Here is a 16,709-nt window from a genome sequence, read left to right as displayed (position 1 = left end):
AGGTTCGCAATTTTGCATATTTTTAAGGTAAAACAGTCAATATGATTGCCAGTAGGAATCCATTCATACAGTTGCCAACCATAGCGCAGAATCCTGACAAGTTTGAAGTACTACTATCAGCGCAAGAGTTTAGAGCTCGCTTACTTGATGAGATATCTCGCGCAACAACTCGTATTAGTTTAGTCGCTTTGTATCTTGAAGATGATGAGGCTGGCCGTGAGATCCTAACTGCCTTATATGAAGCAAAGCAAAAGAATCCAGAATTAGATGTGAGTGTGTGTGTCGATTGGCACAGAGCTCAACGTGGATTGATTGGCGCGGAGTCTTCTGAAGGCAATGCAGCGATGTATAAAGAGTTCGCAGAAAAATATCAGCACTCTGTACCTGTCTATGGCATTCCAGTTCGCGGTAAAGAAGTCTTTGGCGTATTGCACTTAAAGGGGTTTATCGTCGATGACAGTGTGATATACAGCGGTGCAAGCCTTAACAATATCTACCTGAACTACCATGACCGCTATCGCTTTGACCGCTACCATGTTTTAAACAACTCAGCACTTTCTGACTCGATGTTTAGCTACGTGCAGGAGCAGATGATCTCAGATAGTGCTGTTTACGACTTAGCAGATAAGAACAAGCCTGCAACCAAAGAGCTGAAACCAGCGATTCGCCAGTTTCGAGCTTCCCTAGCAAGATCTCAGTATCAATTCGATGGACAAGACGTTTCTGCAGAGCAAGTTGCTGTAACACCATTGGTTGGTATCGGTAAAAGACGTAACCGTCTGAATCAGGGAATCAATCAACTTGTCGCTCAAGCTAAAGATGAAATATTTATCTGCACACCTTACTTCAACTTTCCACCTAGCCTAGCTAAAGAAGTAAAGAAAGCGCTTAAGCGTGGCGTAAAGGTCAGTATTGTTGTTGGCGATAAGACAGCGAATGATTTCTTTATCTCACCAGAAGAAGAGTTTAAAACGATTGGTGGGCTGCCTTACCTTTACGAATTGAACTTACGCCGTTTCGCTAAAGCTAATGAAGCTCATATTGCTAGTCGTAATCTATCAATTCGACTTTGGCAACACGATTCCAATAGCTACCACCTAAAGGGGATTTGGGTCGATAAGCGCTACATGCTACTAACAGGCAATAACCTAAACCCGCGCGCATGGAAACTGGATTTAGAGAACGGTATCTTTATCCAAGACAACTACCATCACCTAACAGACAAGTTCCAAGCTGAAGTAGATAATATCCTTCAACACACTCAACTTATCTGTACTTATAAGCAGTTAGATAAGGTAGAGAGCTACCCGATGGAAGTTCAGAAGTTGATTCGTAAGATCACTCGCGTCAAAGCCGACAGAGTGCTTAAGCAAATACTGTAGTAGATGTATTAACAACACTATTTATCAACGCCTAGCAAACGCTAGGCGTTTTTGTATCTACGAGATAGCGAGATACTTTGAAGAAGGCGACTTATACCAATTAAAGTCAAAATATGATCTAATTAAGGCCGTCGAACTCTTACAGAAAATCGCCATGGATAGCCTTAATAATACTGATTTTAAAAAGCTAGCAAGCCAACAAAAAACCATTCAAATGAAGGTTCGCTTGCTAGCACTTGCCCACTTCAAAGAAGGTCACTCGCGTACTCAAATTTCCAAATACCTTAAAGTCAGTCGAACTAGTGTAAACAAATGGGTTCAAGTATTTCTTGAAGAAGGATTGGAAGGGCTTCAAGAAAAACCTCGCACAGACAGACCTGCATACCTCAATGCAGAACAACGAAAACAACTCAGTGCATTCATTAAGAAAGAAGCAGAGTCCCCTTCAGGCGGGCGCCTTGTCGGGAGCGATATACATGACTACATCGTGAAAAACTTTGATAAATACTACCACCCTAATTCTATCTATTATCTCCTCGACCACATGGGCTTCTCTTGGATAACTTCTCGCTCCAAACACCCTAAACAATCACAGCAAATCCAAGACGATTTTAAAAAATTCAAAATAGAAACGATCCTTAAGATCCCCGGCCATATTGGGCTAGAGAGTGTTGATGTCTGGTTTCAAGACGAAGCTAGGTTTGGCCAACAGAACACAACGACACGTCTTTGGGCGACTCGTGGAACGAGGCCTCGCGTGGTAAAACAACAGCAATTTGAATACGCTTATTTGTTTGGTTCGGTATGCCCTGAAAGAGGAATTGGCGAAGCCATAGTGGTTCCTTGGGTTAACAAGGACATAATGACAAATCACTTAGAGCAGATATCTAAGGCTACTGAAAAAGGACGTCATGCTGTCGTTATAATGGATGGTGCAGGCTGGCATACCGATGATATTGCGAGAGAGTTTAATAACGTCAGTACTATTAAGCTTCCTCCCTACTCGCCAGAGCTTAACCCTATAGAGCAAGTTTGGAGTTGGTTGCGACAACATTATCTAGCGAATCAAAGTTTCACTGATTATAACGACATTGTTTCCAAGGTTTGTTGCGCTTGGAATGAATTTCTTGAGTGCAAAGAGCGTGTCACAAAAATGAGCAGAAGGGATTGGATAAACCTGATCAGTTAATTTTCCGGATTGGTATTATACCAATTAAAGTAAAAATATGATCTAATTAAGGCCGTCGAACTCTTACAGAAAATCGCCATGGATAGCCTTAATAATACTGATTTTAAAAAGCTAGCAAGCCAACAAAAAACCATTCAAATGAAGGTTCGCTTGCTAGCACTTGCCCACTTCAAAGAAGGTCACTCGCGCACTCAAATTGCCAAATACCTTAAAGTCAGTCGAACTAGTGTAAACAAATGGGTTCAAGTATTTCTTGAAGAAGGATTGGAAGGGCTTCAAGAAAAACCTCGCACAGGCAGACCTGCATACCTCAATGCAGAACAACGAAAACAACTCAGTGCATTCATTAAGAAAGAAGCAGAGTCCCCTTCAGGCGGGCGCCTTGTCGGGAGCGATATACATGACTACATCGTGAAAAACTTTGATAAATACTACCACCCTAATTCTATCTATTATCTCCTCGACCACATGGGCTTCTCTTGGATAACTTCTCGCTCCAAACACCCTAAACAATCACAGCAAATCCAAGACGATTTTAAAAAAATTCAAAATAGAAACGATCCTTAAGATCCCCGGCCATATTGGGCTAGAGAGTGTTGATGTCTGGTTTCAAGACGAAGCTAGGTTTGGCCAACAGAACACAACGACACGTCTTTGGGCGACTCGTGGAACGAGGCCTCGCGTGGTAAAACAACAGCAATTTGAATACGCTTATTTGTTTGGTTCGGTATGCCCTGAAAGAGGAATTGGCGAAGCCATAGTGGTTCCTTGGGTTAACAAGGACATAATGACAAATCACTTAGAGCAGATATCTAAAGCTACTGAAAAAGGACGTCATGCTGTCGTTATAATGGATGGTGCAGGCTGGCATACCGATGATATTGCGAGAGAGTTTAATAACGTCAGTACTATTAAGCTTCCTCCCTACTCGCCAGAGCTTAACCCTATAGAGCAAGTTTGGAGTTGGTTGCGACAACATTATCTAGCGAATCAAAGTTTCACTGATTATAACGACATTGTTTCCAAGGTTTGTCGCGCTTGGAATGAATTTCTTGAGTGCAAAGATCGTGTCATACCAATTAAAGTAAAAATATGATCTAATTAAGGCCGTCGAACTCTTACAGAAAATCGCCATGGATAGCCTTAATAATACTGATTTTAAAAAGCTAGCAAGCCAACAAAAAACCATTCAAATGAAGGTTCGCTTGCTAGCACTTGCCCACTTCAAAGAAGGTCACTCGCGCACTCAAATTGCCAAATACCTTAAAGTCAGTCGAACTAGTGTAAACAAATGGGTTCAAGTATTTCTTGAAGAAGGATTGGAAGGGCTTCAAGAAAAACCTCGCACAGGCAGACCTGCATACCTCAATGCAGAACAACGAAAACAACTCAGTGCATTCATTAAGAAAGAAGCAGAGTCCCCTTCAGGCGGGCGCCTTGTCGGGAGCGATATACATGACTACATCGTGAAAAACTTTGATAAATACTACCACCCTAATTCTATCTATTATCTCCTCGACCACATGGGCTTCTCTTGGATAACTTCTCGCTCCAAACACCCTAAACAATCACAGCAAATCCAAGACGATTTTAAAAAAATTCAAAATAGAAACGATCCTTAAGATCCCCGGCCATATTGGGCTAGAGAGTGTTGATGTCTGGTTTCAAGACGAAGCTAGGTTTGGCCAACAGAACACAACGACACGTCTTTGGGCGACTCGTGGAACGAGGCCTCGCGTGGTAAAACAACAGCAATTTGAATACGCTTATTTGTTTGGTTCGGTATGCCCTGAAAGAGGAATTGGCGAAGCCATAGTGGTTCCTTGGGTTAACAAGGACATAATGACAAATCACTTAGAGCAGATATCTAAAGCTACTGAAAAAGGACGTCATGCTGTCGTTATAATGGATGGTGCAGGCTGGCATACCGATGATATTGCGAGAGAGTTTAATAACGTCAGTACTATTAAGCTTCCTCCCTACTCGCCAGAGCTTAACCCTATAGAGCAAGTTTGGAGTTGGTTGCGACAACATTATCTAGCGAATCAAAGTTTCACTGATTATAACGACATTGTTTCCAAGGTTTGTCGCGCTTGGAATGAATTTCTTGAGTGCAAAGATCGTGTCACAAAAATGAGCAGAAGGGATTGGATAAACCTGATCAGTTAATTTTCCGGATTGGTATCACAAAAATGAGCAGAAGGGATTGGATAAACCTGATCAGTTAATTTTCCGGATTGGTATAATCAATGGTTGATCGTGGGTTACTGGCCATAAACAACCTTTACGGAAGTCGTAACCAAGAGTTAAAACTCATACGCCAGAAACGACGAAAGCCTAGTCGTAAGACTAGGCTTTCTGATAAGTGGCGGAGTGGACGGGACTCGAACCCGCGACCCCCGGCGTGACAGGCCGGTATTCTAACCAACTGAACTACCACTCCGCAGTGGTCAACTCACTAAGTGAGCGTCCATATCTCCAGGTCGGTCAACCTAAAGATTTAATTTAAAGCCTGGCGATGTCCTACTCTCACATGGGGAAGCCCCACACTACCATCGGCGCTATTGTGTTTCACTTCTGAGTTCGGCATGGAATCAGGTGGGTCCACAATGCTATGGTCGCCAAGCAAATTTTAAAATTCGGAAAGCTTATTTAAAAGTATTTCTCTTCAAACGCATTCAAGGTCTGGTCTTTCTATTGAGTCCACAAAACCCCTTGGGTGTTGTATGGTTAAGCCTCACGGGCAATTAGTACAGGTTAGCTCAATGCCTCGCAGCACTTACACACCCTGCCTATCAACGTCGTAGTCTACGACAACCCTTTAGGACACTTATAGTGCCAGGGAAAACTCATCTCAAGGCTCGCTTCCCGCTTAGATGCTTTCAGCGGTTATCGATTCCGAACTTAGCTACCGGGCAATGCCATTGGCATGACAACCCGAACACCAGAGGTTCGTCCACTCCGGTCCTCTCGTACTAGGAGCAGCCCCTTTCAATTTTCCAACGCCCACGGCAGATAGGGACCGAACTGTCTCACGACGTTCTAAACCCAGCTCGCGTACCACTTTAAATGGCGAACAGCCATACCCTTGGGACCGACTTCAGCCCCAGGATGTGATGAGCCGACATCGAGGTGCCAAACACCGCCGTCGATATGAACTCTTGGGCGGTATCAGCCTGTTATCCCCGGAGTACCTTTTATCCGTTGAGCGATGGCCCTTCCATTCAGAACCACCGGATCACTATGACCTGCTTTCGCACCTGCTCGAATTGTCATTCTCGCAGTCAAGCGGGCTTATGCCATTGCACTAACCACACGATGTCCAACCGTGTTTAGCCCACCTTCGTGCTCCTCCGTTACTCTTTGGGAGGAGACCGCCCCAGTCAAACTACCCACCAGGCACTGTCCGTAATCCCGATTCAGGGACCAACGTTAGAACATCAAAACTACAAGGGTGGTATTTCAAGGACGACTCCACCACATCTAGCGACGCGGTTTCATAGTCTCCCACCTATCCTACACATGTAGGTTCAATGTTCAGTGCCAAGCTGTAGTAAAGGTTCACGGGGTCTTTCCGTCTAGCCGCGGGTACACTGCATCTTCACAGCGATTTCAATTTCACTGAGTCTCGGGTGGAGACAGCGTGGCCATCATTACGCCATTCGTGCAGGTCGGAACTTACCCGACAAGGAATTTCGCTACCTTAGGACCGTTATAGTTACGGCCGCCGTTTACCGGGGCTTCGATCAAGAGCTTCGACCGAAGTCTAACCCCATCAATTAACCTTCCGGCACCGGGCAGGCGTCACACCGTATACGTCATCTTACGATTTTGCACAGTGCTGTGTTTTTAATAAACAGTTGCAGCCACCTGGTATCTGCGACTCTCGTCTGCTCCATCCGCAAGGGACTTCACTGATAAGAGCGTACCTTCTCCCGAAGTTACGGTACCATTTTGCCTAGTTCCTTCACCCGAGTTCTCTCAAGCGCCTTGGTATTCTCTACCCGACCACCTGTGTCGGTTTGGGGTACGATTCCTTACAATCTGAAGCTTAGAGGCTTTTCCTGGAAGCATGGCATCAATGACTTCACTACCGTAGTAGCTCGACATCGTATCTCAGCGTTAATGAAAGTCCGGATTTACCTAAACTTTCCGCCTACGTACTTGAACCTGGACAACCGTCGCCAGGCCCACCTAGCCTTCTCCGTCCCCCCATCGCAATTGTAAGAAGTACGGGAATATTAACCCGTTTCCCATCGACTACGCCTTTCGGCCTCGCCTTAGGAGTCGACTTACCCTGCCCCGATTAACGTTGGACAGGAACCCTTGGTCTTCCGGCGAGGGAGTTTTTCACTCCCTTTATCGTTACTCATGTCAGCATTCGCACTTCTGATACCTCCAGCAGCCCTTACAGACCACCTTCAACGGCTTACAGAACGCTCCCCTACCCCACATACCCTAAGGTACGTAGCCGCAGCTTCGGTGTATAGCTTAGCCCCGTTACATCTTCCGCGCAGGCCGACTCGACCAGTGAGCTATTACGCTTTCTTTAAATGATGGCTGCTTCTAAGCCAACATCCTGGCTGTCTGAGCCTTCCCACATCGTTTCCCACTTAGCTATACTTTGGGACCTTAGCTGGCGGTCTGGGTTGTTTCCCTCTCCACGACGGACGTTAGCACCCGCCGTGTGTCTCCCGGATAGTACTTACTGGTATTCGGAGTTTGCAAAGGGTTGGTAAGTCGGGATGACCCCCTAGCCTTAACAGTGCTCTACCCCCAGTAGTATTCGTCCGAGGCGCTACCTAAATAGCTTTCGGGGAGAACCAGCTATCTCCAGGTTTGATTGGCCTTTCACCCCTAGCCACAAGTCATCCGCTAATTTTTCAACATTAGTCGGTTCGGTCCTCCAGTTGATGTTACTCAACCTTCAACCTGCCCATGGCTAGATCACCTGGTTTCGGGTCTAATCCTAGCAACTGTACGCCCAGTTAAGACTCGGTTTCCCTACGGCTCCCCTAAACGGTTAACCTTGCTACTAAAATTAAGTCGCTGACCCATTATACAAAAGGTACGCAGTCACACCACGAAGGTGCTCCTACTGCTTGTACGTACACGGTTTCAGGTTCTATTTCACTCCCCTCACAGGGGTTCTTTTCGCCTTTCCCTCACGGTACTGGTTCACTATCGGTCAGTCAGTAGTATTTAGCCTTGGAGGATGGTCCCCCCATATTCAGACAGGATATCACGTGTCCCGCCCTACTCGTTTTCACTGATTATGAGATGTCGATTACGGGGCTATCACCCTTTATTGCGGCACTTTCCAGAGCCTTCATCTGTCTCATTAAAAGCTTAAGGGCTAATCCAATTTCGCTCGCCGCTACTTTCGGAATCTCGGTTGATTTCTCTTCCTCGGGGTACTTAGATGTTTCAGTTCCCCCGGTTTGCCTCCTGTTGCTATGTATTCACAACAGGATACTTACTTATGTAAGTGGGTTTCCCCATTCAGGAATCCCAGACTCAAAAGGTTATTACTACCTAATCTGGGCTTATCGCAAGTTATTACGCCTTTCATCGCCTCTGACTGCCAAGGCATCCACCGTGTACGCTTAGTCACTTAACCATACAACCCGAAAGGGTTTCTATTTGCTTTCACTTTAAAAAGTGAAGACAAATAAGCGTATGGCAACTAACCAAGGTTTTTGGTTGTCATTAAGAAGGGTTAATTCTCAATGACTGTTTGCCGGACTCAATTGTGAATCAAACTAACGTTTGATTCGAATACAAGACACTTGAATGTGTTTGTTGTGTTTATCTAATGAAAGATAAACATTGAGAACTTTTAAATTTGATTGAATTACTTGTAAGTAAATCAATCAGTCAGCTTTCCAAATTGTTAAAGAGCATGAGACTTTAAGAACCAGTGTTCTAAAATTCACATTTTCTAAAGACTCTCAGGGTCAAACACACCAACCAACGACAAAAGAAGTGGTTTGGATATGACAATAACCAAGAATATTTAGAGAATGGTGGGCGATACCGGGCTCGAACCAGTGACCCCCTGCTTGTAAGGCAGGTGCTCTCCCAACTGAGCTAATCGCCCACGATAGTTTTAATTCCTTCGCGGAGAAAGAATGGTGGGTCGTGCAGGATTCGAACCTGCGACCAATTGATTAAAAGTCAACTGCTCTACCAACTGAGCTAACGACCCAATGGTATCCCGTAGGGGAGTCGAACCCCTGTTACCGCCGTGAAAGGGCGGTGTCCTAGGCCTCTAGACGAACGGGACACTGGATATTGAAGAACTTGGGAGTTCTTCGTCTCTTTACTTTTCTAAACCTAATCAATCTGTGTGGACACTCATCGTGGTATCTTCGTATAAGGAGGTGATCCAGCCCCAGGTTCCCCTAGGGCTACCTTGTTACGACTTCACCCCAGTCATGAACCACAAAGTGGTGAGCGTCCTCCCCGAAAGGTTAAACTACCCACTTCTTTTGCAGCCCACTCCCATGGTGTGACGGGCGGTGTGTACAAGGCCCGGGAACGTATTCACCGTGACATTCTGATTCACGATTACTAGCGATTCCGACTTCATGGAGTCGAGTTGCAGACTCCAATCCGGACTACGACGCACTTTTTGGGATTCGCTCACTATCGCTAGCTTGCTGCCCTCTGTATGCGCCATTGTAGCACGTGTGTAGCCCTACTCGTAAGGGCCATGATGACTTGACGTCGTCCCCACCTTCCTCCGGTTTATCACCGGCAGTCTCCCTGGAGTTCCCGACATTACTCGCTGGCAAACAAGGATAAGGGTTGCGCTCGTTGCGGGACTTAACCCAACATTTCACAACACGAGCTGACGACAGCCATGCAGCACCTGTCTCAGAGCTCCCGAAGGCACACCTGCGTCTCCGCTGGCTTCTCTGGATGTCAAGAGTAGGTAAGGTTCTTCGCGTTGCATCGAATTAAACCACATGCTCCACCGCTTGTGCGGGCCCCCGTCAATTCATTTGAGTTTTAATCTTGCGACCGTACTCCCCAGGCGGTCTACTTAACGCGTTAGCTCCGAAAGCCACGGCTCAAGGCCACAACCTCCAAGTAGACATCGTTTACGGCGTGGACTACCAGGGTATCTAATCCTGTTTGCTCCCCACGCTTTCGCATCTGAGTGTCAGTGTCTGTCCAGGGGGCCGCCTTCGCCACTGGTATTCCTTCAGATCTCTACGCATTTCACCGCTACACCTGAAATTCTACCCCCCTCTACAGCACTCTAGTTCACCAGTTTCAAATGCAGTTCCGAGGTTGAGCCCCGGGCTTTCACATCTGACTTAATGAACCACCTGCATGCGCTTTACGCCCAGTAATTCCGATTAACGCTCGCACCCTCCGTATTACCGCGGCTGCTGGCACGGAGTTAGCCGGTGCTTCTTCTGTTGCTAACGTCAAGATGCGCAGCTATTAACTACACACCCTTCCTCACAACTGAAAGTACTTTACAACCCGAAGGCCTTCTTCATACACGCGGCATGGCTGCATCAGGCTTGCGCCCATTGTGCAATATTCCCCACTGCTGCCTCCCGTAGGAGTCTGGACCGTGTCTCAGTTCCAGTGTGGCTGATCATCCTCTCAGACCAGCTAGGGATCGTCGCCTTGGTGAGCCATTACCTCACCAACTAGCTAATCCCACCTAGGCATATCTTGACGCGAGAGGCCCGAAGGTCCCCCTCTTTGGCCCGTAGGCATTATGCGGTATTAGCCATCGTTTCCAATGGTTATCCCCCACATCAAGGCAATTTCCTAGGCATTACTCACCCGTCCGCCGCTCGACGCCCATTAACGCACCCGAAGGATTGTTAGTGTCGTTTCCGCTCGACTTGCATGTGTTAGGCCTGCCGCCAGCGTTCAATCTGAGCCATGATCAAACTCTTCAATTTAAGATTTTGTGACTCAACGAATACTGACTTCAAAACTAATATTTACCGAAGTAAACATGTAATTCTAAAGCTATTACCATTCCAACAGAATGGTAATGAATTGACTGTGCCAAATAACCGAAGTTATTCGTATTGGTCACTCAGTTCATTGAAATCAATTTTGATTCCGAAGAATCTGTTTTATCTAACGATAAAACGTTTTGATATTCATCAACGAGTGCCCACACAGATTGATAGGTTTAAATTGTTAAAGAGCTTTGCTTTCAGTGCCTTAGCAAGTAAGCAGGACGCGTATAATACGCTTTCCACTTTGAAAGTCAACATAAAACTCTAAGAAACTTAGAACTCTATGGTGACTTGTCTATTAAATAGACAAAGTCGAAATTAAAGCCTGGCGATGTCCTACTCTCACATGGGGAAACCCCACACTACCATCGGCGCTATTGTGTTTCACTTCTGAGTTCGGCATGGAATCAGGTGGGTCCACAATGCTATGGTCGCCAAGCAAATTTTAAAATTCGGAAAGCTTATCTAAAATATCTCTTCAAACTCATTCAAGGTCTGTCTTTGAGTCCACAAAACCCCTTGGGTGTTGTATGGTTAAGCCTCACGGGCAATTAGTACAGGTTAGCTCAATGCCTCGCAGCACTTACACACCCTGCCTATCAACGTCGTAGTCTACGACAACCCTTTAGGACACTTATAGTGCCAGGGAAAACTCATCTCAAGGCTCGCTTCCCGCTTAGATGCTTTCAGCGGTTATCGATTCCGAACTTAGCTACCGGGCAATGCCATTGGCATGACAACCCGAACACCAGAGGTTCGTCCACTCCGGTCCTCTCGTACTAGGAGCAGCCCCTTTCAATTTTCCAACGCCCACGGCAGATAGGGACCGAACTGTCTCACGACGTTCTAAACCCAGCTCGCGTACCACTTTAAATGGCGAACAGCCATACCCTTGGGACCGACTTCAGCCCCAGGATGTGATGAGCCGACATCGAGGTGCCAAACACCGCCGTCGATATGAACTCTTGGGCGGTATCAGCCTGTTATCCCCGGAGTACCTTTTATCCGTTGAGCGATGGCCCTTCCATTCAGAACCACCGGATCACTATGACCTGCTTTCGCACCTGCTCGAATTGTCATTCTCGCAGTCAAGCGGGCTTATGCCATTGCACTAACCACACGATGTCCAACCGTGTTTAGCCCACCTTCGTGCTCCTCCGTTACTCTTTGGGAGGAGACCGCCCCAGTCAAACTACCCACCAGGCACTGTCCGTAATCCCGATTCAGGGACCAACGTTAGAACATCAAAACTACAAGGGTGGTATTTCAAGGACGACTCCACCACATCTAGCGACGCGGTTTCATAGTCTCCCACCTATCCTACACATGTAGGTTCAATGTTCAGTGCCAAGCTGTAGTAAAGGTTCACGGGGTCTTTCCGTCTAGCCGCGGGTACACTGCATCTTCACAGCGATTTCAATTTCACTGAGTCTCGGGTGGAGACAGCGTGGCCATCATTACGCCATTCGTGCAGGTCGGAACTTACCCGACAAGGAATTTCGCTACCTTAGGACCGTTATAGTTACGGCCGCCGTTTACCGGGGCTTCGATCAAGAGCTTCGACCGAAGTCTAACCCCATCAATTAACCTTCCGGCACCGGGCAGGCGTCACACCGTATACGTCATCTTACGATTTTGCACAGTGCTGTGTTTTTAATAAACAGTTGCAGCCACCTGGTATCTGCGACTCTCGTCTGCTCCATCCGCAAGGGACTTCACTGATAAGAGCGTACCTTCTCCCGAAGTTACGGTACCATTTTGCCTAGTTCCTTCACCCGAGTTCTCTCAAGCGCCTTGGTATTCTCTACCCGACCACCTGTGTCGGTTTGGGGTACGATTCCTTACAATCTGAAGCTTAGAGGCTTTTCCTGGAAGCATGGCATCAATGACTTCACTACCGTAGTAGCTCGACATCGTATCTCAGCGTTAATGAAAGTCCGGATTTACCTAAACTTTCCGCCTACGTACTTGAACCTGGACAACCGTCGCCAGGCCCACCTAGCCTTCTCCGTCCCCCCATCGCAATTGTAAGAAGTACGGGAATATTAACCCGTTTCCCATCGACTACGCCTTTCGGCCTCGCCTTAGGAGTCGACTTACCCTGCCCCGATTAACGTTGGACAGGAACCCTTGGTCTTCCGGCGAGGGAGTTTTTCACTCCCTTTATCGTTACTCATGTCAGCATTCGCACTTCTGATACCTCCAGCAGCCCTTACAGACCACCTTCAACGGCTTACAGAACGCTCCCCTACCCCACATACCCTAAGGTACGTAGCCGCAGCTTCGGTGTATAGCTTAGCCCCGTTACATCTTCCGCGCAGGCCGACTCGACCAGTGAGCTATTACGCTTTCTTTAAATGATGGCTGCTTCTAAGCCAACATCCTGGCTGTCTGAGCCTTCCCACATCGTTTCCCACTTAGCTATACTTTGGGACCTTAGCTGGCGGTCTGGGTTGTTTCCCTCTCCACGACGGACGTTAGCACCCGCCGTGTGTCTCCCGGATAGTACTTACTGGTATTCGGAGTTTGCAAAGGGTTGGTAAGTCGGGATGACCCCCTAGCCTTAACAGTGCTCTACCCCCAGTAGTATTCGTCCGAGGCGCTACCTAAATAGCTTTCGGGGAGAACCAGCTATCTCCAGGTTTGATTGGCCTTTCACCCCTAGCCACAAGTCATCCGCTAATTTTTCAACATTAGTCGGTTCGGTCCTCCAGTTGATGTTACTCAACCTTCAACCTGCCCATGGCTAGATCACCTGGTTTCGGGTCTAATCCTAGCAACTGTACGCCCAGTTAAGACTCGGTTTCCCTACGGCTCCCCTAAACGGTTAACCTTGCTACTAAAATTAAGTCGCTGACCCATTATACAAAAGGTACGCAGTCACACCACGAAGGTGCTCCTACTGCTTGTACGTACACGGTTTCAGGTTCTATTTCACTCCCCTCACAGGGGTTCTTTTCGCCTTTCCCTCACGGTACTGGTTCACTATCGGTCAGTCAGTAGTATTTAGCCTTGGAGGATGGTCCCCCCATATTCAGACAGGATATCACGTGTCCCGCCCTACTCGTTTTCACTGATTATGAGATGTCGATTACGGGGCTATCACCCTTTATTGCGGCACTTTCCAGAGCCTTCATCTGTCTCATTAAAAGCTTAAGGGCTAATCCAATTTCGCTCGCCGCTACTTTCGGAATCTCGGTTGATTTCTCTTCCTCGGGGTACTTAGATGTTTCAGTTCCCCCGGTTTGCCTCCTGTTGCTATGTATTCACAACAGGATACTTGCTTATGCAAGTGGGTTTCCCCATTCAGGAATCCCAGACTCAAAAGGTTATTACTACCTAATCTGGGCTTATCGCAAGTTATTACGCCTTTCATCGCCTCTGACTGCCAAGGCATCCACCGTGTACGCTTAGTCACTTAACCATACAACCCGAAAGGGTTTCTATTTGCTTTCACTTTAAAAAGTGAAGACAAATAAGCGTATGGCAACTAACCAAGGTTTTTGGTTGTCATCAAGAAGGGTTAATTCTTAATGACTGTTTGCCGGACTCAATTGTGAATCAAACTAACGTTTGATTCGAATACAAGACACTTGAATGTGTTTGTTGTGTTTATCTAATGAAAGATAAACATTGAGAACTTTTAAATTTGATTGAATTACTCGTAAGTAATCAATCAGTCAGCTTTCCAAATTGTTAAAGAGCTAGATTTCTTTCGAAACCATTTTTAAATATTTTCAGATAAAAACACTTAAAGATGGTGGAGCTATGCGGGATCGAACCGCAGACCTCCTGCGTGCAAGGCAGGCGCTCTCCCAGCTGAGCTATAGCCCCATCTTTGTTTCTAGTCGATATTGGTGGGTCTGAGTGGACTCGAACCACCGACCTCCCGCTTATCAGGCGAGCGCTCTAACCAGCTGAGCTACAGACCCAATATCGTCTCTTTTACTTTTCTAAACCTAATCAATCTGTGTGGACACTCATCGTGGTATCTTCGTATAAGGAGGTGATCCAGCCCCAGGTTCCCCTAGGGCTACCTTGTTACGACTTCACCCCAGTCATGAACCACAAAGTGGTGAGCGTCCTCCCCGAAAGGTTAAACTACCCACTTCTTTTGCAGCCCACTCCCATGGTGTGACGGGCGGTGTGTACAAGGCCCGGGAACGTATTCACCGTGACATTCTGATTCACGATTACTAGCGATTCCGACTTCATGGAGTCGAGTTGCAGACTCCAATCCGGACTACGACGCACTTTTTGGGATTCGCTCACTATCGCTAGCTTGCTGCCCTCTGTATGCGCCATTGTAGCACGTGTGTAGCCCTACTCGTAAGGGCCATGATGACTTGACGTCGTCCCCACCTTCCTCCGGTTTATCACCGGCAGTCTCCCTGGAGTTCCCGACATTACTCGCTGGCAAACAAGGATAAGGGTTGCGCTCGTTGCGGGACTTAACCCAACATTTCACAACACGAGCTGACGACAGCCATGCAGCACCTGTCTCAGAGCTCCCGAAGGCACACCTGCGTCTCCGCTGGCTTCTCTGGATGTCAAGAGTAGGTAAGGTTCTTCGCGTTGCATCGAATTAAACCACATGCTCCACCGCTTGTGCGGGCCCCCGTCAATTCATTTGAGTTTTAATCTTGCGACCGTACTCCCCAGGCGGTCTACTTAACGCGTTAGCTCCGAAAGCCACGGCTCAAGGCCACAACCTCCAAGTAGACATCGTTTACGGCGTGGACTACCAGGGTATCTAATCCTGTTTGCTCCCCACGCTTTCGCATCTGAGTGTCAGTGTCTGTCCAGGGGGCCGCCTTCGCCACTGGTATTCCTTCAGATCTCTACGCATTTCACCGCTACACCTGAAATTCTACCCCCCTCTACAGCACTCTAGTTCACCAGTTTCAAATGCAGTTCCGAGGTTGAGCCCCGGGCTTTCACATCTGACTTAATGAACCACCTGCATGCGCTTTACGCCCAGTAATTCCGATTAACGCTCGCACCCTCCGTATTACCGCGGCTGCTGGCACGGAGTTAGCCGGTGCTTCTTCTGTTGCTAACGTCAAGATGCGCAGCTATTAACTACACACCCTTCCTCACAACTGAAAGTACTTTACAACCCGAAGGCCTTCTTCATACACGCGGCATGGCTGCATCAGGCTTGCGCCCATTGTGCAATATTCCCCACTGCTGCCTCCCGTAGGAGTCTGGACCGTGTCTCAGTTCCAGTGTGGCTGATCATCCTCTCAGACCAGCTAGGGATCGTCGCCTTGGTGAGCCATTACCTCACCAACTAGCTAATCCCACCTAGGCATATCTTGACGCGAGAGGCCCGAAGGTCCCCCTCTTTGGCCCGTAGGCATTATGCGGTATTAGCCATCGTTTCCAATGGTTATCCCCCACATCAAGGCAATTTCCTAGGCATTACTCACCCGTCCGCCGCTCGACGCCCATTAACGCACCCGAAGGATTGTTAGTGTCGTTTCCGCTCGACTTGCATGTGTTAGGCCTGCCGCCAGCGTTCAATCTGAGCCATGATCAAACTCTTCAATTTAAGATTTTGTGACTCAACGAATACTGACTTCAAAACTAATATTTACCGAAGTAAACATGTAATTCTAAAGCTATTACCATTCCAACAGAATGGTAATGAATTGACTGTGCCAAATAACCGAAGTTATTCGTATTGGTCACTCAGTTCATTGAAATCAAGTTTGTTACCGAAGTAACTGCTATTACCTAAGTAATAACGTTTTGATATTCATCAACGAGTGCCCACACAGATTGATAGGTTTAAATTGTTAAAGAGCTTTGCTTTCAGTGCCTTAGCACGTAAGCAGGACGCGTATAATACGCTTTCCACTTTGAAAGTCAACATAAAACTCTAAGAAACTTAGAACTCTATGGTGACTTGTCTATTAAATAGACAAAGTCGAAATTAAAGCCTGGCGATGTCCTACTCTCACATGGGGAAACCCCACACTACCATCGGCGCTATTGTGTTTCACTTCTGAGTTCGGCATGGAATCAGGTGGGTCCACAATGCTATGGTCGCCAAGCAAATTTTAAAATTCGGAAAGCTTATCTAAAAGTCTCTTCAAACGCATTCAAGGTCTGTCTTTCTATTGAGTCCACAAAACC

At 47.1% G+C, this 16,709-nt stretch carries 4 protein-coding genes, 6 tRNA genes and 7 rRNA genes; 4 read left to right on the top strand and 13 right to left on the bottom strand.

The annotated features are described in order from the left end of the window. Positions 1–41: 41 nt before the first annotated feature. The 4 genes from pssA to OCV44_RS00735 all read left to right on the top strand — a co-directional run bounded on the left by pssA (position 42) and on the right by OCV44_RS00735 (position 4,740). The gene (pssA, locus tag OCV44_RS00750; protein WP_139686235.1) at positions 42–1,382 is read left to right on the top strand and encodes a CDP-diacylglycerol--serine O-phosphatidyltransferase; all 1,341 of its coding nucleotides are present in this window, start codon (positions 42–44) and stop codon (positions 1,380–1,382) included. Between the two features lie 154 nt (positions 1,383–1,536). Further along, a complete protein-coding gene (locus OCV44_RS00745) occupies positions 1,537–2,571 on the top strand; it encodes an IS630 family transposase (protein ID WP_261900926.1) in 1,035 nt (344 codons plus the stop codon). Between the two features lie 78 nt (positions 2,572–2,649). Next, positions 2,650–3,667 (top strand): IS630 family transposase gene (locus OCV44_RS00740; protein WP_261900925.1). Its coding sequence is split into 2 segments (ribosomal slippage): positions 2,650–3,108 and positions 3,110–3,667, totalling 1,017 coding nucleotides; the frame shifts between segments, so codons are not numbered across the junction. A gap of 37 nt (positions 3,668–3,704) precedes the next feature. Further along, a protein-coding gene (locus tag OCV44_RS00735) for an IS630 family transposase (protein WP_157665725.1) occupies positions 3,705–4,740 on the top strand; the annotation gives its coding sequence in 2 pieces (ribosomal slippage) (positions 3,705–4,163 and positions 4,165–4,740; 1,035 coding nt in all). 197 nt (positions 4,741–4,937) lie between these two features. On the opposite strand, the gene OCV44_RS00730 is transcribed toward OCV44_RS00735, so the two are convergent. The 13 genes from OCV44_RS00730 to rrf (OCV44_RS00670) form a co-directional block, all read right to left on the bottom strand. Then, positions 4,938–5,014, bottom strand: a tRNA-Asp gene (locus tag OCV44_RS00730). A gap of 67 nt (positions 5,015–5,081) precedes the next feature. Continuing rightward, positions 5,082–5,197, bottom strand: a 5S ribosomal RNA gene (gene rrf / locus OCV44_RS00725). A 100-nt stretch (positions 5,198–5,297) separates the two neighbouring features. Then, positions 5,298–8,191: ribosomal RNA gene (locus OCV44_RS00720) — 23S ribosomal RNA — on the bottom strand. Positions 8,192–8,595: 404 nt separating this feature from the next. After that, positions 8,596–8,671: transfer RNA gene (locus OCV44_RS00715), tRNA-Val, on the bottom strand. 32 nt (positions 8,672–8,703) lie between these two features. After that, a tRNA-Lys gene (locus OCV44_RS00710) sits at positions 8,704–8,779 on the bottom strand. Between the two features lie 2 nt (positions 8,780–8,781). Beyond that, positions 8,782–8,857, bottom strand: a tRNA-Glu gene (locus tag OCV44_RS00705). Positions 8,858–8,947: 90 nt separating this feature from the next. Then, positions 8,948–10,502: ribosomal RNA gene (locus OCV44_RS00700) — 16S ribosomal RNA — on the bottom strand. 389 nt (positions 10,503–10,891) lie between these two features. Continuing rightward, positions 10,892–11,007 (bottom strand): 5S ribosomal RNA (gene rrf, locus OCV44_RS00695). A gap of 91 nt (positions 11,008–11,098) precedes the next feature. Beyond that, positions 11,099–13,992 (bottom strand): 23S ribosomal RNA (locus tag OCV44_RS00690). A 334-nt stretch (positions 13,993–14,326) separates the two neighbouring features. Then, positions 14,327–14,402, bottom strand: a tRNA-Ala gene (locus OCV44_RS00685). A 21-nt stretch (positions 14,403–14,423) separates the two neighbouring features. After that, positions 14,424–14,500, bottom strand: a tRNA-Ile gene (locus tag OCV44_RS00680). A 67-nt stretch (positions 14,501–14,567) separates the two neighbouring features. Next, positions 14,568–16,122: ribosomal RNA gene (locus tag OCV44_RS00675) — 16S ribosomal RNA — on the bottom strand. Positions 16,123–16,511: 389 nt separating this feature from the next. Continuing rightward, positions 16,512–16,627, bottom strand: a 5S ribosomal RNA gene (gene rrf, locus OCV44_RS00670). Together the 16S, 23S and 5S rRNA genes with 6 tRNA genes alongside form the textbook arrangement of a ribosomal RNA operon. Positions 16,628–16,709 lie beyond the last annotated feature (82 nt).

Source organism: Vibrio tasmaniensis, from assembly GCF_024347635.1.
Lineage (GTDB): Bacteria > Pseudomonadota > Gammaproteobacteria > Enterobacterales > Vibrionaceae > Vibrio > Vibrio tasmaniensis.
This window is presented reverse-complemented; position numbering and strand designations above follow the sequence as displayed.

Excerpts from the sequence above, each read along its gene's own strand:
- pssA (WP_139686235.1), top strand. The coding sequence starts at position 42 with ATGATTGCCAGTAGGAATCCATTCATACAGTTGCCAACCATAGCGCAG.
- OCV44_RS00745 (WP_261900926.1), top strand. The coding sequence starts at position 1,537 with ATGGATAGCCTTAATAATACTGATTTTAAAAAGCTAGCAAGCCAACAA.